The organism is Bradyrhizobium sp. JHI2711 (genome assembly GCF_056156565.1).
On sequence record NZ_JBPZPT010000002.1, the window covers coordinates 345,341 to 361,366 of the forward strand.

The 16,026-nt window shown below is 63.6% G+C and carries 17 protein-coding genes; 8 read left to right on the top strand and 9 right to left on the bottom strand.

Annotated elements, in window-relative coordinates:
- The first annotated feature begins 4 nt into the window (after positions 1–4).
- Both ACTEK7_RS14165 and folD read left to right on the top strand, forming a co-directional pair.
- On the top strand, positions 5–370 hold the full coding sequence (locus tag ACTEK7_RS14165) for a DUF167 domain-containing protein (protein WP_051056859.1): 366 nt from the start codon (positions 5–7) through the stop codon (positions 368–370).
- A 10-nt stretch (positions 371–380) separates the two neighbouring features.
- The gene (gene folD, locus ACTEK7_RS14170; RefSeq protein ID WP_036002869.1) at positions 381–1,265 is read left to right on the top strand and encodes a bifunctional methylenetetrahydrofolate dehydrogenase/methenyltetrahydrofolate cyclohydrolase FolD; all 885 of its coding nucleotides are present in this window, start codon (positions 381–383) and stop codon (positions 1,263–1,265) included.
- Positions 1,266–1,371: 106 nt separating this feature from the next.
- Here folD and ppa read toward each other — a convergent pair whose 3' ends face one another.
- Positions 1,372–1,908, bottom strand: a complete 537-nt coding sequence (gene ppa / locus ACTEK7_RS14175) for an inorganic diphosphatase (protein ID WP_036002867.1) — start codon at positions 1,906–1,908, stop codon at positions 1,372–1,374.
- Positions 1,909–2,087: 179 nt separating this feature from the next.
- Complete coding sequence (locus tag ACTEK7_RS14180) at positions 2,088–2,597, bottom strand: GNAT family N-acetyltransferase (protein WP_024338772.1); 510 nt, start codon at positions 2,595–2,597, stop codon at positions 2,088–2,090.
- 273 nt (positions 2,598–2,870) lie between these two features.
- Between ACTEK7_RS14180 and ACTEK7_RS14185 the strand changes: the two genes are divergently transcribed.
- Genes ACTEK7_RS14185 through ACTEK7_RS14200 form a run of 4 tightly spaced genes read left to right on the top strand, consistent with a single transcriptional unit; the run spans position 2,871 to position 6,030 of the window.
- On the top strand, positions 2,871–3,770 hold the full coding sequence (locus ACTEK7_RS14185; RefSeq protein WP_225142340.1) for an alpha/beta hydrolase family protein: 900 nt from the start codon (positions 2,871–2,873) through the stop codon (positions 3,768–3,770).
- The gene (locus ACTEK7_RS14190; protein WP_057025834.1) at positions 3,767–4,234 is read left to right on the top strand and encodes a DUF2269 family protein; all 468 of its coding nucleotides are present in this window, start codon (positions 3,767–3,769) and stop codon (positions 4,232–4,234) included. Before ACTEK7_RS14185 ends, ACTEK7_RS14190 begins: the two co-directional genes overlap by 4 nt.
- Before the next feature lie 8 nt (positions 4,235–4,242).
- Positions 4,243–5,562 carry an SDR family oxidoreductase gene (locus ACTEK7_RS14195; protein WP_036002855.1) on the top strand — a complete coding sequence of 440 codons (1,320 nt, stop codon included), beginning with the start codon at positions 4,243–4,245 and terminating at the stop codon, positions 5,560–5,562.
- 60 nt (positions 5,563–5,622) lie between these two features.
- The gene (locus ACTEK7_RS14200; RefSeq protein WP_036024199.1) at positions 5,623–6,030 is read left to right on the top strand and encodes a thiol-disulfide oxidoreductase DCC family protein; all 408 of its coding nucleotides are present in this window, start codon (positions 5,623–5,625) and stop codon (positions 6,028–6,030) included.
- 22 nt (positions 6,031–6,052) lie between these two features.
- On the opposite strand, the gene ACTEK7_RS14205 is transcribed toward ACTEK7_RS14200, so the two are convergent.
- Positions 6,053–7,300: a flavin monoamine oxidase family protein gene (locus ACTEK7_RS14205; RefSeq protein WP_225148235.1), complete on the bottom strand. Its 1,248-nt coding sequence runs from the start codon at positions 7,298–7,300 to the stop codon at positions 6,053–6,055.
- A gap of 214 nt (positions 7,301–7,514) precedes the next feature.
- Here ACTEK7_RS14205 and ACTEK7_RS14210 point away from each other — a divergent pair, with 214 nt between their 5' ends.
- The gene (locus ACTEK7_RS14210; RefSeq protein ID WP_225148236.1) at positions 7,515–9,377 is read left to right on the top strand and encodes an exosortase/archaeosortase family protein; all 1,863 of its coding nucleotides are present in this window, start codon (positions 7,515–7,517) and stop codon (positions 9,375–9,377) included.
- A 3-nt stretch (positions 9,378–9,380) separates the two neighbouring features.
- Here ACTEK7_RS14210 and typA read toward each other — a convergent pair whose 3' ends face one another.
- From typA to ACTEK7_RS14235, 5 genes are all read right to left on the bottom strand, one after another.
- Positions 9,381–11,207 (bottom strand): translational GTPase TypA, encoded by a 1,827-nt coding sequence (gene typA / locus ACTEK7_RS14215; RefSeq protein WP_036002847.1) that lies wholly within the window; start codon positions 11,205–11,207, stop codon positions 9,381–9,383.
- A 239-nt stretch (positions 11,208–11,446) separates the two neighbouring features.
- Positions 11,447–11,734: a hypothetical protein gene (locus tag ACTEK7_RS14220; RefSeq protein ID WP_074447589.1), complete on the bottom strand. Its 288-nt coding sequence runs from the start codon at positions 11,732–11,734 to the stop codon at positions 11,447–11,449.
- Positions 11,731–13,176: a radical SAM protein gene (locus tag ACTEK7_RS14225; RefSeq protein ID WP_225148237.1), complete on the bottom strand. Its 1,446-nt coding sequence runs from the start codon at positions 13,174–13,176 to the stop codon at positions 11,731–11,733. Before ACTEK7_RS14225 ends, ACTEK7_RS14220 begins: the two co-directional genes overlap by 4 nt.
- Complete coding sequence (locus ACTEK7_RS14230; protein ID WP_225127910.1) at positions 13,173–13,889, bottom strand: prolipoprotein diacylglyceryl transferase family protein; 717 nt, start codon at positions 13,887–13,889, stop codon at positions 13,173–13,175. The genes ACTEK7_RS14225 and ACTEK7_RS14230 overlap by 4 nt, the downstream gene beginning before the upstream one ends.
- Before the next feature lie 75 nt (positions 13,890–13,964).
- Complete coding sequence (locus ACTEK7_RS14235) at positions 13,965–14,729, bottom strand: Crp/Fnr family transcriptional regulator (protein ID WP_036002835.1); 765 nt, start codon at positions 14,727–14,729, stop codon at positions 13,965–13,967.
- 178 nt (positions 14,730–14,907) lie between these two features.
- On the opposite strand from ACTEK7_RS14235, the gene ACTEK7_RS14240 reads away from it, so the two are divergent.
- Positions 14,908–15,288 (top strand): response regulator, encoded by a 381-nt coding sequence (locus ACTEK7_RS14240; protein ID WP_225148238.1) that lies wholly within the window; start codon positions 14,908–14,910, stop codon positions 15,286–15,288.
- A gap of 3 nt (positions 15,289–15,291) precedes the next feature.
- On the opposite strand, the gene ACTEK7_RS14245 is transcribed toward ACTEK7_RS14240, so the two are convergent.
- Positions 15,292–15,915, bottom strand: a complete 624-nt coding sequence (locus ACTEK7_RS14245) for a hypothetical protein (RefSeq protein WP_225148239.1) — start codon at positions 15,913–15,915, stop codon at positions 15,292–15,294.
- Between the last annotated feature and the right edge of the window lie 111 nt (positions 15,916–16,026).

Genomic DNA, 16,026 nt, shown 5'->3' on the forward strand with positions numbered 1-16,026 from the left:
CGCCTTGGTTGCCAACAAGGAGCCTTGTTGTCAGGAGCCTTGCCCTAAGGACCCTTGGCGCTACTCGGCCGCAGGAATCAGCATCGCGCTGCGGGTGACGCCGCGCGGCGGCCGCGACGACATCGACGGGATCGAGCAGCTTTCGGATGGCCGCAGCGTGCTCAAGGTGCGGGTGCGCGCCATTGCCGATGGCGGCGAGGCCAACAAGGCCGTGCTGGCGCTGCTGGCGAAATCGCTCGGCGTGCCCAAGAGCAATGTAAAATTGCTATCCGGAGCCACGTCGCGGCTGAAGCAGATCGCGGTCGACGGCGATCCGGCGCGTCTCGGCGAAACCCTGCGCCAGCTCACATCGGCCAAACCGACAGATTGAGAGAACGGACATGACCGCTGATATCATCGATGGAAAAGTCATTGCGGCGGAGCTCCGTGGCCGCGTCGCCGAGGAGGTCGCCCGCGTCAAGCGCGAGCACAATCTGGTGCCGGGCCTTGCAGTGGTCCTGGTCGGCAACGACCCCGCCAGCGAAGTCTATGTCCGTTCAAAACACACCCAGACCCAGGCCGCGGGCATGGCCTCGTTCGAGCACAAGCTGCCGGCCGACGTCTCCCAGGCAGACCTGCTTGCGCTGGTGGCAAAGCTCAACCGCGATCCCGCCGTGCACGGCATTCTCGTGCAATTGCCGTTGCCGAAGGGGCTGAACACCGAAGCGGTCATCAACGCCATCGACCCCGCCAAGGATGTCGACGGGCTGCATCCGAACAATGCCGGCCGGCTCGCCGGCGGCTTCGAGGCGCTGTCGCCCTGCACCCCGCTCGGCTGCATCATCCTGACCAAAAGCGTGCACGCCTCGCTCGAAGGCATGAACGCCATCGTCATCGGCCGCTCCAACCTGGTCGGCCGCCCGCTCGTGCAATTGCTGCTGAACGAGAACGCCACGGTGACGATCGCGCATTCGCGCTCGCGCGACCTGCCTGGCCTCGTGAAGAAAGCGGATCTTGTCTATGCGGCGGTGGGCCGGCCAGAGATGGTGCGCGGCGACTGGCTGAAGCCGGGTGCGACCGTGATCGATGTGGGCATCAATCGCATCCCGAAGGAGGACGGCAAGACGCGCCTCGTCGGCGATGTCGCCTATCAGGAAGCGCTTGCCGTTGCCGGCGCGATCACGCCGGTGCCGGGCGGTGTCGGCCAGATGACGGTGGCGTGCCTGTTGGTGAACACGCTCCGCGCGGCCTGCGCGATCGCCGGCCTGCCGAAGCCGGCGGTGTAGTTGAGCGTCATTCCGAGGCGGCTCGCAGAGCCAAACCCGGAATCTCGCGCCCCGACCTCTGGATTCCGGGTTCGCGCTGACGCGTGCCCCGGAATGACCGTGCGGATCAGCCCTTCTTCTTCTTCTCGCGCTCGATGCCTTCTTGGATCAGCTGGTGCGCTTCCTCCGGGCCGCCCCAGCGCAGGATCTTCACCCACTTGCCTTTTTCGAGATCCTTGTAGTGCTCGAAGAAGTGCTGGATCTGCTGCAGCGTGATGTCAGGCAAATCGGAATACGACTTCACCTTGTCGTAGCGCTGCGTCAGCTTGGACGACGGCACCGCCAGGATCTTCTCGTCGCCGCCGGCTTCGTCCTCCATGAACAGCACCCCGACCGGACGCACGCTCATGACGGCGCCGGGGATGATGGCGCGGGTGTTGATGATCAGCACGTCGCAGGGGTCACCGTCATCCGACAGCGTATGCGGGATGAAGCCGTAATTGCCGGGGTAACGCATCGGCGTGTAGAGGAAGCGGTCGACCACCAGCGTGCCGGCCTCCTTGTCCATCTCGTACTTGATCGGTTCGCCGCCCACGGGGACCTCGATGATGACATTGACGTCGTGGGGGACGTTCTTTCCGATCGAGACCGCATCGATACGCATTCAAGGCTCCGTTGTTGCCGAGGATAAATCGCGCCCGGCAGCGATTTTGGCGCTGTCATACGCGGGCTTGGCCCGCTGATCCATCGCGTTTTTGTGAAATAATGAATCCGGCGATCACCGGCGCAAGCGGCCTGCGGTATCGACGGATGGGAACGCTGCCCGGCTAGGGTTTCAGCAGCTCAATTGGTCCAAGCGAAGGCAACCTTGTCGAGCGCCTTCGGTCCGAAACGCTCCGACGAGCGCGCCACCATGCGACCACCCAGGGCGCGGTAGAACTCGGTAGCGGGATCGTTGTCCGAGAGCGCCCACACCACCATGCTCTTCAGCCCGCTCTGCATCAGGTCGCGGCGGGCGGCGGCAAACAGGCGGCGGCCGAAGCCGAGGCCCTGAAACTCGGGCCGCAGATAAAGCTCGTAGATCTCGCCGTCGAAATGCAGGCTGCGGGCCCGGTTGCGGCCGTAATTGGCATAGCCGGCGATCTTGTCACCGAACACCAGCACGCTGACACGGCTGCCCTTGCGGATCGCGCTGTCCCACCACTGCGGACCGCGGCGGTTGATCAGCTTCTCCAGCTCGGCGCCGGGAATGATGCCCTGATAGGCCGAACGCCAGGCTTCGTCATGGGTCGACGCCACCGCAGTTGCATCTGCGGCTTTGGCCGGCCGGACCTCGATCAGGGTTGTGCTCATGGACGCGATCAAACCAAGTCGCCGCGCCGGCGGCAAGACCTATCGTTAATTATCGGTTAACCTGTGGACTTTCTGCATCAGTATTTCAACCGAGTTGTGCCGAAAAAAGACAGGACGGCAACTCCGAGGGCACCTGCGTGCGTGCCGTCGGTGCAAAACTCCTGTTGCTTGCGGCAACGAAGGAACGGCAATGGGCACCGCAGAAAGTCCGCTCATTGTGATTCGTTCCTACTAGTGTGCCTGTCGCTGTTCTTGTTCGCCCTCGGCAAATTCATGCGGCTCCTCAATACCATCGCGCTCCTGCCTCTGCTGGCCTTGCTGACCGCGCCGCCTCTGTCCGCAGAGGTCAGGTTCGGTCCATCGGGAGAGGAGGGCGAACCGTTTCGTCGGCAGGAATGGCGCGTGCCAACGCCGGATACCGATCTTGCTGCGCATGCCCTGCTGTTTCGCCCCTCGGGCCCAGGTCCGTTCCGGCTCGCGGTGATCGCACACGCCTCGACGCAGAACACGCTACGTCGGGTGCAAATGCCGCAGCCGGAATACCGCCCGCTCGCCGGCTATCTCGTCGCGCGCGGCTTTGCCGTGCTGGTGCCGGAGCGGCCAGGCCATGGTGCCACCGGCGGCCGCTACCTCGAGGATCAGGGCGGCTGCGGCGAGCCCGACTACACGCGCTCGGGCCGCGCAACGGCCGACGCAATCAAACTGGCGCTGGTCCAGCTGCAAAAGCAGGATTTCATCCGCAAGGATGGCGCGATCGTGATCGGCCATTCCGCCGGCGGGTGGGGTGCGCTGGCGCTCGCCGGTGCCGATCCGAAGGTGATCTCCGCCATCACCGTGTTTGCACCGGGACGCGGCGGCCATGCCAATGATGAGCCGAACCGAATCTGCGCGCCGCACACCCTGCTCGCCGCCGCAGCGGAATTCGGCAAGACCGCGCGCATTCCCGTCACCTGGCTCGTTGCGCCCAATGACAGCTATTTCGCGCCGGCATTCTCGCAGAAACTCGTCGATGCGTTTCGCGGCACGGGCGGCAAGGCTGAGTTTCGCCCGCTGCCGGCCGTCGACAGCGAAGGCCATTGGATGATCGAAACCGAAGCCGGCGTCAAAGCCGCCAGCGGCGAGCTCGCGCGGGCGCTGAACCCGCCCAAGCCTATGGCGACCAAGAAGCCATGACGCTGTATTTCCTGTTCAAATTTGTACACGTCCTCGGCGCCATCGTCATTCTCGGCACCGGGACCGGCATCGCCTTCTTCATGCTGATGGCGCATCGCACGCAGGACCCGGAGTTCATCGCCCGCACCGCTTCAGTCGTGGTCATCGCGGATGCGATCTTCACGCTGTCGGCCGTGATCCTCCAGCCGGTCAGCGGCGGCGTGCTGATGATGCTGTCGGCGACCTCGATCACGGAGCGCTGGCTGCTGGCCTCACTCGCGCTCTACGCGATTGCCGGCTTGTTCTGGGTGCCGGTCGTGTTCATGCAGATCGAAATGCGCGACCTCGCGCGCAAGGCTGCTGCGCAGCGCAGTGCGCTCCCACAGCGCTATTTCGTGCTATTCCGCCGCTGGTTCGCGTTCGGCTTCCCCGGCTTCGGCGCGACGATGGCCATCCTGTGGCTGATGATCGCGAAACCGTTTTGAGAGAAGCGATGAGTGAGCGAACCGTTTTGGTGCTCGGCGCCTCCGGCCTGATCGGCCGCTTCGTCACCGACGATCTGCGCACGCGGGGCTTTCGCGTCGTCGGCGTGGCGCGGAGCCTGTCGCCGGCGCAGAGGATGAGCGCGCTGGACATCGAGCTGCCGATCCTCATCCTCGACACGGCCGCGCTGACGCGTCTCCTCAGCGAGCACGCGGTAGACGTCGTCGTGAACTGTCTCGGCGTGCTCCAGGATGGCCCCGGCAGCAACACGAGCGCGGTGCATCGCGATTTCGTCGCGCGACTGCTTCGGGCGATCGGCGGCAGCGGCCGCGCAATCCGGCTGGTGCACATCTCGATCCCCGGCTCCGCGGAGGCGGACCGCACCGCCTTCGCTACGACCAAACGCGAGGCCGAGCGCCTGATCGGGGCTAGCGGCATTCCTCATGCCATCCTGCGGCCCGGCTTCGTGGTCGCACCGTCAGCCTATGGCGGTAGCGCCATGCTCCGCGCGCTTGCAGCCTTTCCGATCGATTTGCCGGCCAAGGACATGGCAACGCCATTTCAGCCCGTGGCGATCGAGGATATTACGGCGACCATCGCCTGGCTCGCCGCGCGCGACATCGACGATGCCTCGTTGAGGGCGGTGAGCTGGGACCTGATGCAGGCCGAACCGATCACCATGGCCGGCGTCATCAAGCCGTTTCGCCATGCGTTCGGCACGGACGGCTGGCCGCGCATCGCGATGCCCCGCTTCCTGCTCGATCTCGGCGTGAAACTCGGCGATGTCGCCTGCTATCTCGGCTGGACGCCGCCGATGCGCTCGACCGCCATTGCCGAGCTGCGTCGCGGCGTGACTGGCGATCCGTCAGCGTGGAGCGCCGCGACGGGTATCGCGCCGAAGCATCTGGCTGAGGCGATCGGACGCCATCCTGCCAGCATCCAGGACAAATGGTTCGCGCGCCTGTTCCTGGTCAAGGCGCTGATTTTCGCAAGCCTGGTCGCGTTCTGGGTCGTCTCCGGTTTCATCGCCTTGTTCGTGTCCTACGGTGCCGCCGCCGGCATTTTGACCGCGCACAACTTTCCGCCCGCGCTGGTTGATCCCATCACCATCGGCACCAGCCTGATGGACATGAGCATCGGTGTCTTGATCGCCTTCCGCCGAACGGCTGCGATCGGCTTGGTCGCGGGTATTTTCGCTTCGCTCGGCTATATGCTGGGCGCGGCGATCCTGACGCCCGACCTCTGGATCGAGCCGCTTGGCGCGCTGGTGAAGACCGGGCCGGCGATCGTCTTGATGGTCGTCGCGCTCCTGATGCTGGATAACCGATAGCGTTTTCGAGCGAAGTGGATTCCGGTTCGCGTGAAGAAAACGCGTCAAAAAGAGAGTCTGATGCCCAAATGGCCTGAGGACGACGTCATTCTGTTCGACGGCGTCTGCATCTTCTGCTCACGCTGGGTCCGCTTCGTCGCCAAGCGCGACACGGCGAGGCAGTTTCGGTTCACGCCGATCCAGTCGGATTATGGCGCCCGGCTCGCGCGCACGTTCGGCATCGACCCCGATGATCCCGACACCAACGCGGTTGTCCACGGCGGCGAGGTGTTCATGAAGTCGGATGCTGTGCTGACGGTGCTGTCGCAACTCCCAGGCTGGCGCTGGGTGCGCGCATTATTCGTGTTGCCGAAGCCGCTGCGGGATGCGGTCTACAGCCTCGTCGCGCGCAACCGCTATCGCATCTTCGGAAAGTATGACGCCTGCTTCGTGCCAGATGCGGATTTGCGAGCGCGAGTGATCGAGTAGCCCGCAATGACGGAGCTTGCAGCTAAGGCTTGCCCAGAGCCGCCAGCACTTCCTTCGCCGCCCGCTCGCCGCTGTCCCGTGCACCATGCGCGGTCGTGAAGAAGGTCGGCGACGTCGCCTCGCCCGCGAAGAACAGACGTGCATCCACCGGCGCAGCCAGCACGGCACGGTCGCCGGCATGGCCGGGCAGCGCATGCGAATACGACCCCCGCGCAAAGGGATCGCGGGCCCAACGCGATTCATACAGCGGCTTCAGCTTGCGGCGGATATCGTTGCCGAGAAAACCCGCGATCTCGCTGATGGCTTGGGCGGCGATGGCACCGTCGCCGGCATCTTCCAGCGCGCGGGCAAAGCTGCCGCCGAAAAAGCCCTCGATGCAGGGCTGGCCGAACGGGCGGATGTGATAGGTGCCCATCTCCGTGCGCATGGTGGCGCCGCGTAGATTGCCTTCTGTCGGAAAGGTCTCGGCGTCATCGAGGGCCAGCGTCACCTTATCGTCGACGCCGAGCGGCAGGCCCGCCGCTGCGTTCACCTTTGCGGGGAGCGGCGGCGAGAAGCGGATGGCTTCTTCCGCGATGAGATTGGTCGGCACGGTGACGATCGCCTTGTCCGCGGTCAGCGCGCCCCGCGACGTCTCGATGTGGACGCGTTTGTCCGAATGATCGATCAGCGCGACATTGCAATTCAGCGCCACCGGGCAGGGCGCACCATAGGCCGCAATCAGCGCGCCATAGCCGCGGCGGACGCGCCAATTGAAGTTGGTGTCCTCATAGGCTTCCCAGTCCAGCGTCGACATATCTTTCAGCTCGCAGCCGTTGATATAGGTCGAGATCGCGTCGATCATCGGATTCCAGCGATTACCGGGCTCCAAATGCGAGCTCGCGGCCTCGTCCTTACCTGTTTGCGCCGCTTCCCACAGACGCTCATAGAACGCGTCCATTGCGCGCATGAAATCGTCGCGCTCGCTTTCCGGAAAGGCATTGCCGTAGGCCCGCTCGCGCCAGGGCGGCAGGTCCTTGTTGAGCTCGAAACCGAGCTGTCGCGCGATCGGCACGAAAGAGTTCTTGTCGGCCGAATGCAGCCAGCCGCAGCCGACGTCGAACGTCACCTCGGGTGAGGCCTGCACCGTCCAGGCCCGGCCGCCGAGCCGGTCACGCGCCTCCAGCACGATCACCGAGAGGCGGGAGCCATGCAGCGCATGCGCTGCGCCGAGGCCGGCGGCACCGGCGCCGATGATCGCGACGTCGACGGAGGAGGGGAGGGAGGTCATGGGCGGGCTCTAGCACGTTCGCGAAGAGTGCTGAAGCCGGGCCGGCGCATACCTTCCGCAGCGCACGCGGATTCCGGATGCCACCTTGTCTCCGGTTGCGCGACTTTTGTGACGAAGATCGCTAAGTCATCGGATCCGAACCGCCTTGTTTTTCGTGCCAAGGTTGTATTCAAATTTCGCATTCTCTTCAATCCATTCTTCGAGGAATTTCCCCATGCCGAACATCGACCCGGGTGTAGAGCACAAGCGAACCGCAATTCTGGTAGTTCACGGTATCGGCAGCCAGCGCGCGCTGGAAACTGTACGCGGCGTCATCCGCGGCGTTTGGCACAACGAAGGCAATCCCGACGACAAAGCCAACAAGCTCTGGACGCATCCGGAGAAGAGCGGCGTCGACATCGATCTGACGGTGATGACGACCAGCGAGGTGCCGGGATCGGCGGACAAGCGCGTGGCCGATTTTCACGAGCTCTACTGGGCTCATCTCATGAGCGAAACCAAGGCGGTCGCCGTGCTGCTCTGGCTCTACGAGTTGTGCCGCAAGGGGCCGGTCATGAGAACCGGACTCAATGCGCTCTGGTGGACCGCGTCCATCTTTCTGTGCCTGATGAACCTCTCGTTTGCCGTGCTGGCAATCAGGGGCGTGTTGCTGTTCTCGCAAACCAGCGCGCAAAATATCCTGATTGCGCCCTTGCTTCTAATTCTATGCAGTCTTGTGTTCGGCCTTTGCGTCGCACTCAAATGGCAGGCTCTTCGTCTCGTCCCGTGGCTGGCTGCCTTCTGCGTCGCGGGTTTCGCCGCTGGCCTCGGCTATCTTTGGCTTGAGGGTACTTTCCCCGGCGGAAACGGATTCCTCGACGGCGCCGAGATCTTGACGCTGATTGGTCTTCCGACCTTGTATGCGTTGCTGACGACGTACCTTGTGATGGGACAGCAAGGATTGCGCGCGTTCTGGCGTACACTCGCGGTCTCGCTACTCATGTCCCTTGCCTTCATCTGGGCCGATCAGTACTGGTACGACAGATCACTGGCCGAAACGGTGCTCAAGGCTTGGCCCTGGGGATTGAATTCGCCCTGGAGCGCTCCGATCGCATTTGGTGTGATCGGCATCTATCTCGCCGCCAACGGTGCGTTCCTCCAGCCCTATCTCGGCGATGCCGCGCGTTATTTCCGCGGCTCACCGGCCAATGTCGCCGTTCGTCGGGCCATCCGGAAAGAGGCCGTAGACACGCTGGCGCGTCTGCATGAAAGCGGCCGATACGACCGCATTGTCGTTGTCGCTCACAGCCTAGGCACTGTCGTCGCCTACGATATGCTGCGGGCCTATTTCAGCAGGATTTGCGACGAGTTGCCGCCTGTCACGTTGCTCGGCCAGGAGTTTTTGGACGTCGATGGTGCGCCGTGGCAGCCCGAGAAAGTGGCCACCCATGAGGAGAAAGTGGAGCTTCGCCGCAAGGCACGGCAGTTGATCGCAAACATCGCCGACGTGACCGTCAGGCGGCCTGTCGAACAGCGGGAGTTCAAGAGCTGGCTGGTGACCGACTTCGTCACGCTCGGAAGCGCACTATCCCACGCTTATTTCTTGATGTGCGAAGAGGCAAAGGATCCCGATACCGCCGAGAAGGATGGACACGAGAGATTGCGCGCAGATTTCAGGCGTCGTGTCGAAGAGCGCGAGTTTCCGACCTGTCCGCCGAAGCGGCTCCAGCAGGATGGCTTGTTGGCCTTCGACAATCCGAGGAAGAAGATTCGGCAGATCCACCACGGTGCGCTGTTCGGGTTAACGCGCTGGACCAATATCTATTTCCCGATCGAACAGATCTTCTGGGGCGACGTGATCGGTGGACCGTTAGCCCCGATCTTCGGCCGGCACATCGTTGACCTCCCGGTCTCGACGAGATTGGCCGGCGGTGCGGACTTCTTCACCCACACCGCCTATTGGAATGTCGACCGGAAACCCGATACCTGGAAGGCACCGCATCTTGCGGCTCTGCGGGACGCGATCAATCTCTCCGACGAGACAACGACGATCGGCTTCATCAGTCGCGGCGAGAATGCGCCGGGCGAACCCGGGTAACTCCTACGCCACCGCTTCCTTGGCCTTTTCCGCGCGCTTGCGCTCGTTCGGGTCGAGGTGCTTCTTGCGCAGGCGGATCGACTTCGGGGTGACCTCGACGAGCTCGTCGTCCTCGATATAGGCGAGCGCCTTTTCCAGCGTCATGCGGATCGGCGGGGTCAGGCGCACCGCCTCGTCCTTCGAGGTGGTGCGGATGTTGGTGAGCTGCTTGCCCTTGAGCACGTTGATCTCGAGATCGTTGTCGCGGGTGTGCTCGCCGACGATCATGCCGCGATAGACCTTCCAGCCCGGCTCGATCATCATCGGGCCGCGGTCTTCCAGCTTGAACATGGCGTAAGCCACTGCTTCGCCCTGATCGTTGGAGATCAAGACGCCGTTGCGGCGGCCCTGGATCTCGCCCTTGTACGGGGCATAGCCGTGAAACAGGCGGTTCATGATCGCGGTGCCGCGGGTGTCCGTGAGCAATTCGCCCTGGTAGCCGATCAGGCCGCGGGTCGGCGCGTAGAACACCAGGCGCTGGCGGTTGCCGCCGGACGGCTTCATCTCGATCAGCTCGGACTTGCGCTCGCTCATCTTCTGCACGACGACGCCGGAATGCTCCTCGTCGACGTCGATCACGACCTCCTCGATCGGCTCCATGGTTGCGCCGGTCGCTTCGTCCTTCTGGTAGACGACGCGCGGACGCGACACCGAGAGCTCGAAGCCCTCGCGGCGCATGGTCTCGATCAGGATCGCGAGCTGGAGTTCGCCGCGGCCCGACACTTCCATCGCGTCCTTGTCGGCGGATTCGACGACGCGCAGCGCGACGTTGCCCTCGGCTTCGCGCAGGAGACGGTCGCGGATCATGCGGCTCGTCACCTTGTCGCCTTCGGTGCCGGCGAGCGGGGAGTTGTTGACGATGAACGACATCGACACGGTCGGCGGATCGATCGGCTGCGCCGGCAGCGGCACCTCGACGGTCGGGTCGCAGAAGGTGTCGGCGACGGTGCCCTTGGTGAGGCCCGCGATCGCGACGATGTCGCCGGCTTCGGCTTCATCGAGCGGGGTGCGCTCGAGGCCGCGGAATGCCAGGATCTTGGTGATGCGCCCGGACTCGACCAGCTTGCCGTCGGCGTTCAGCACCTTGACCTGCTGGTTCGGCTTCAGCGTGCCGGAAGAGATGCGGCCGGTGATGATGCGGCCGAGATAGGGGTTGGCTTCGAGGATGGTGCCGATCATGCGGAACGGACCTTCCTCGACCTTCGGCGGGGCGACGTGGCGCAGGATCAGGTCGAACAGCGGCTCCATGCCCTTGTCCTGCGGACCTTCGGGGCTATCCGCCATCCAGCCCTGCTTGGCCGACCCGTAGAGGATCGGGAAATCGAGCTGCTCCTCGCTGGCATCGAGCGCCGCGAACAGGTCGAACACCTCGTTGATGACTTCGGTCGGGCGCGCGTCGGGGCGGTCGACCTTGTTGATGACGACGATCGGCTTGAGGCCGACCTTGAGCGCCTTGGAGACCACGAATTTGGTCTGCGGCAGCGGGCCTTCGGCGGCGTCGACCAGCACCAGGGCGCCGTCCACCATGTTGAGGATGCGCTCGACCTCACCGCCGAAATCGGCGTGGCCGGGGGTGTCGACGATGTTGACGCGGGTGTCCTTCCACTGCACCGAGGCCGCCTTGGCCAGGATGGTGATGCCGCGCTCGCGCTCCAGATCGTTGGAATCCATGGCGCGATCGGTCACCTTCTGGTTCTCGCGGAACGTGCCGGACTGCTGCAGGAGTTTGTCGACCAGGGTCGTCTTGCCGTGGTCGACGTGGGCGATGATGGCGACGTTACGAAGATTCATGAGTGAGCTTCTTTGCGGTCGAACAATGGGTTAAGCGCGATCTCGCCGGTCGGACCGGGACCTCTTCTCGAAACAACGCTGGAAGACTGGAAACGGGGCGCTTTCCGCCCAAAAAGGAAGCCCGGCCATATCAGACCGGGCGCCCTGCGCGTTGCGGCGCAATATATGCAAAAACGGCCAAAAAACAATGTGTTCTTTGACCGTTGGTTGACTGAATTTTGTCCGGGAATCCCCGGGGCTTAGGGCTGGGTCGGGGGGTGAGCGGGGACCCTGCGCCCCTTGATGGCCGCCCAGATCATGGCGACCCCGCCGATGCCCACGACCAGTCCCAGAAGGACGAACGGCGCGATGTCGCCAGTGATCTTGCCGTCCTCGAACATCGACACTCCGCCGAACAGGAGTGCGCAGAGACCTGGCAGCAGCATGAAGATCCCGGCGATCGCCATCAGCGCGGTGAGGCAACCGCTGCGAGCTGGGCCGGGCGTTGGTGCGGGTGGCGGTAGAACCGGCGGTGGCGTGTCGCTCATCGTGGTGCCTCCTCGGTTTGCCTCGCCTCGTGATAGGTTTGCCCCTCGAGCCCGGCGCGAATCCGGGAGATGGCGCCATTCCGATAGAACAGATTGTAGGTGTCGAACGGGATGATCGCCCCCTGCTCGGTCACGAAATGGATGCAGCTGCGCTTGACGTTGCCGACGCAGAAATTGAAGCGGTCGAGAAACTGCACGATGGTGACGCGGAAGACGTTTTCGTAGGTGAGGCCGTCCGGCACCTGAAAGCTCGGCAGGCAGCACAACAATTCGCAGACGCGCTCGGACGTGTTGAGGGGCCCTGACGAGAGCGAGAACAGGTCGATGAACTTTTCCCGCAGCATCGGATACTTTTCCGGGCTGATCGTGTTTGGCATCACCGCAACCAGCTGCTCTTGCGGAATCAACGAGGTCAGCGGCAGCACCTTCTCGCCGTTGCGCAGGCCATAGCCGATCGAGATGCTCTCGGGGTTGCAGGGCAGCGGGATCATGTCCTTGTCGCCGAACACGCCGGTTTCGATCACGCGCTTGCGGATCTCCGACAGCATGATGCGGTCGGTATTCTTGTCGAAGCTCTCGTTGCGGCCGGCATCCTGGACCGGCTGCAATGTCACCCCGCGCACGCACGTCCAGGTCAGCGCGTGGCGCACGATGTCGCCGATCTCGGAATCGTTGACGCCGCGCTTGATGGTCGCGACCAGCGTGGTCGAGATGCCGTAATGCTCGAGATTTTCCAGCGCCTGCTGGCGGATTTTCCGTAAGTCCGCGCCGCGCAGGTTGATCAGCGCATCGCGATGCAGCGAATCGAACTGGAGATAGATCTCCAGCCCGCGCCTATTTTCGGCGAGCCGCGCCACGAAATCCTTTTCGCGGGCGATGCGCAGGCCGTTGGTGTTGATCATGACGTGGCGGATCGGCCGGGCGCGCACCGCGTCCAGGATCGCGAAGAAGTCGGGATGCAGCGTTGGCTCGCCACCGGAAATCTGCACGAGATCGGGCTCGCCCTCGCTCGCGACCAGCGCGTCGAGCATCTTCTCCACCGTCGCGAGCGGCGTGAATTTGGTTCGTGCCGGCGAGGACTCCGCAAAGCAGACCGGGCAGGTGAGGTTGCAATGCTCGGTGATCTCGATCAGCGCCAGGCAGGAATGCTGCTCGTGGTCGGGACAGAGACCGCAATCATAGGGGCAGCCGAATTGGGTTCGTTCCTGGAATTGCAGCGGCCGGTCGCCCGGCTTGATGAAATCCTTGCACAGCCGCCAATAGGCGGCATCGGTCGACACCAACGTCGATTGCACGCCGTGCTCCCTGCAACGCTTTTCGTACCAGACCTCGTTGCCGAGAATCTGGATCTTGGTCGGAACCAGCTTCAGGCAGGTCTCGCAAAGAGATTGGGTCTGGCCCCAGAAGATGTAGGGGCGCGACTTACGCAACGGCGCGTTCATGCAAGTGACTCGTTTTGTAAGCGTCTCGCTTGGGGTGCCGTCGCGAGCATGAATGCGGCGTAGAGCAGGACGGACAGCGACAGTAGGTGAAACAGGGTCAGGGGCCCGACCAGCGTGCCATAGGGCTTGAGGAATTCCCATAGGAAGCGCTGCATTCCGTAATAGGCGAGCACCAGGTAGAAACCATTGGTGATCGTGAACGCGTTCCGGTTCAAGACCGCCACCACATAGGCGAGCGCGAACAGGGCCATGGCCGCGCTCTCGTAGAGCTGCACGGGATGGCGGCGAACGCCGTCGCCGAAATCATGGCCGAAGGGCAGCGCCGTCGGCGTGCCATAGGTGAAATCGTCGAGCCCTGCGAAGTAACAGCCGATCCGGCCGATCGCGATGCCGAGCGCCAGCGGCAGCGCGAAGCGCGCGCCGGTTCGCACCGTGACGCCTGCGGACCATTTGTAGAGCTCGATCGCCACGATGCCGCCCGCCAGCCCGCCCTCGACCGAGCGCGCAATGCCGCTTTGCCCGGACAGCCACAGATTGGCGGAGCCGAACAGATAGGCGCCAAGGCCTGCGCCAAACACCAGCGTGGCGATATAGGGCAGCGCGAAGGATTGCGAGGGAAACTGCAAGCCCCGTCGCGACAGCCAAAAGACGGCGGTAGCCGCCGCCAGCCAGGCCAGGATGTCGAAGAGAGTGTGAAGGAAAGCCCCGCTCATGCGGGGCCAGTATAGCACGACCGCGGTTAGAGCGGCGCGCCGCGCATTATAGCGCCACAAGAGAGAAGGAAGAAGCTACCCCGCCTCCCGCTCCTCGGTCGGATAGACCCCGCGCAGCACCTCCTCGAAATGCATCTTCACCGCATCGTTGCACAGGCAGGCGCGCAGCCTCAGGCCGTCGCGGTTGCGGACGAGGATCGAGCCGCGCCGCGTGTCGAGCACGCCTTCGGCCTTGAACGACTGAAGCACGCGGCTGGCATAGGAGCGGCCAACGCCGAGCAAAGTCGCGAGCTGTTCGTGGGTCAGCGGCACACTGGTCTCGTCGCCGGTCCGCTCCATCGCCGCCAGGATCCATTTGGCGGTGCGCTGCTCGATCGAATGGATCGCGTTGCAGGCGGTCGACTGGAAGATCTGGGCCAGCATGCAATCGGCATAGCGGGCAAAGACGTTGCGCAATGATGCCGAGCGCAGCTTGGCCGCTTCCAGCTTGGCAACGTGAATGCGCGCAAACGGTCCGCCGAATTTGACGCAGATCCGGGTATAGGCCGGCAGAAACCCCTCGCTGACGATGCCGCCCACCGCGCCTTCGCGGCCGACCAGAATGGTTTCGACGTCGCGGCCATCCTCGTTGGGGACGAGGAAAGTCGCGAGCGACGGGCCGCAGGGGAAGTGGACCACCTGCACGTCATCGCCGGGATTGTAGAGCAAGTGCCCGGCTGCAGAGTCCTCGACGGTCACGTGCGGCGCCACGAGGCCGTAGTCGACCTGACTCAAACGCCGCAGCAGATTGTTGGCCGGCCGGCTCTCGACCTCGGTGATCTTGCCGATACGCGCATCCATTCTGAACTCCCACCCTTCCTCCCACCTTAGCGAGTTCCATCCGTTTCCTGTGTGCACAAGTGGACAGACCAGAGAACGATGATGTGGTGAGTTTCGTTCCGGGAACCCCCCGATGCGCTGCGCGCAGGCATCGTGTCGCGGCAGTCCTGATCCAAAAACCCCAAACCAAGATGCGATCATGGTACCTGCACACTCCAATGGCACAGGCTGGCCGGCCGATGTTCTGATCGTCGAGGACGATCCGATCATCGCGATCGATTTCGAGGATCGCCTGCTCGGATTTGGTGTGGCCGCCGTGCGGACCGTGGGTTCGGTGACGCAGGCGTTGAACGCCATTGCGAAACGGAGACCCGATTTCGCGCTGCTCGATGTCGAGCTGATCCGCGAGACAAGCTTTGCGATCGCCGAGCGGCTGATCGCGCTAAAGGTTCCGTTCGTGTTCGTCACCGGCTACGGCGCAGAGGCGCGCATTCCGCCCGAATTGGCGGGCCGGCCCCGGCTGCAGAAGCCGTGCTCGAGCGAGGCGCTGGAGGCGGCGCTGCAGGCACGGGACACCTGATCGCTACTTGCCGGAGCGAATGCAGAGCTCGGCGAGGTCGGTCTCGACGCCCTTGAAGAAGGTGTGCGGAAACGGCGCCGGCGATGAGGCCTTCCTGATCGCCGCACTCTGCGCAATCGCCTCTTGATCGGACAATTGCAGGAAACGTTTCAGCGCCTTCGAGCGACTCTTCCTGGCGAACGTCTCCAACCGCTCTTCCGTTGCATCGGTCGGATTGAGACGGAGCAGAGCTTCGTTGCCTGTCTGCAATGGATAGACCCCTCCAAGTTTCACGCGGGCGATCACGTTGTAGCGGTCGAAATGCTCGAAGATCAAATCCAGGATCTTCGCCTGACGTATCGGCTCTTCCATCGCGAGATAGCGCTTCACATCCGGATTGCTCTTCAGGCTTTCCAATTCGGCTGCGCCGGCAAATGGATTGTCGGAGATCTGCCGGTCGATGAACGCCGATGCGCCTTCCAACATGCGTGTGCCCCATCTGATGACGATATCGCGGCCGCGCGGTTCGAGCTGGTCGGCAGCCAACCCCTTATCCGTCAGACATGCCGGGTCGGCGCTTGCGCGCAGTGACTTGCCGAGCTCGGCGGTCAGCGCCTTGCCGTAAGGCGAAGCGAGGGCCTCGCGCACCAGCGTCGCTCTGTCCTGGGTTTGCGCGCATGTGGGGGATGCTGCGCTCAGCAGCAGCGCGATAACGATCGTTGGGCGGCTGAACGGCACGGTATCAACTCGAACATGGCT

Coding starts and splice junctions, on each gene's coding strand:
- ACTEK7_RS14200 (WP_036024199.1), top strand. CDS start 5,623: ATGCCCAAATGGCCTGAGGACGACGTCATTCTGTTCGACGGCGTCTGC.
- typA (WP_036002847.1), bottom strand. CDS start 11,207: ATGAATCTTCGTAACGTCGCCATCATCGCCCACGTCGACCACGGCAAG.
- ACTEK7_RS14210 (WP_225148236.1), top strand. CDS start 7,515: ATGCCGAACATCGACCCGGGTGTAGAGCACAAGCGAACCGCAATTCTG.
- ACTEK7_RS14185 (WP_225142340.1), top strand. CDS start 2,871: ATGCGGCTCCTCAATACCATCGCGCTCCTGCCTCTGCTGGCCTTGCTG.
- ACTEK7_RS14240 (WP_225148238.1), top strand. CDS start 14,908: ATGGTACCTGCACACTCCAATGGCACAGGCTGGCCGGCCGATGTTCTG.
- ACTEK7_RS14225 (WP_225148237.1), bottom strand. CDS start 13,176: ATGAACGCGCCGTTGCGTAAGTCGCGCCCCTACATCTTCTGGGGCCAG.
- ppa (WP_036002867.1), bottom strand. CDS start 1,908: ATGCGTATCGATGCGGTCTCGATCGGAAAGAACGTCCCCCACGACGTC.
- ACTEK7_RS14235 (WP_036002835.1), bottom strand. CDS start 14,729: ATGGATGCGCGTATCGGCAAGATCACCGAGGTCGAGAGCCGGCCGGCC.
- ACTEK7_RS14205 (WP_225148235.1), bottom strand. CDS start 7,300: ATGACCTCCCTCCCCTCCTCCGTCGACGTCGCGATCATCGGCGCCGGT.
- ACTEK7_RS14180 (WP_024338772.1), bottom strand. CDS start 2,597: ATGAGCACAACCCTGATCGAGGTCCGGCCGGCCAAAGCCGCAGATGCA.
- ACTEK7_RS14230 (WP_225127910.1), bottom strand. CDS start 13,889: ATGAGCGGGGCTTTCCTTCACACTCTCTTCGACATCCTGGCCTGGCTG.
- ACTEK7_RS14190 (WP_057025834.1), top strand. CDS start 3,767: ATGACGCTGTATTTCCTGTTCAAATTTGTACACGTCCTCGGCGCCATC.
- ACTEK7_RS14195 (WP_036002855.1), top strand. CDS start 4,243: ATGAGTGAGCGAACCGTTTTGGTGCTCGGCGCCTCCGGCCTGATCGGC.
- ACTEK7_RS14220 (WP_074447589.1), bottom strand. CDS start 11,734: ATGAGCGACACGCCACCGCCGGTTCTACCGCCACCCGCACCAACGCCC.
- folD (WP_036002869.1), top strand. CDS start 381: ATGACCGCTGATATCATCGATGGAAAAGTCATTGCGGCGGAGCTCCGT.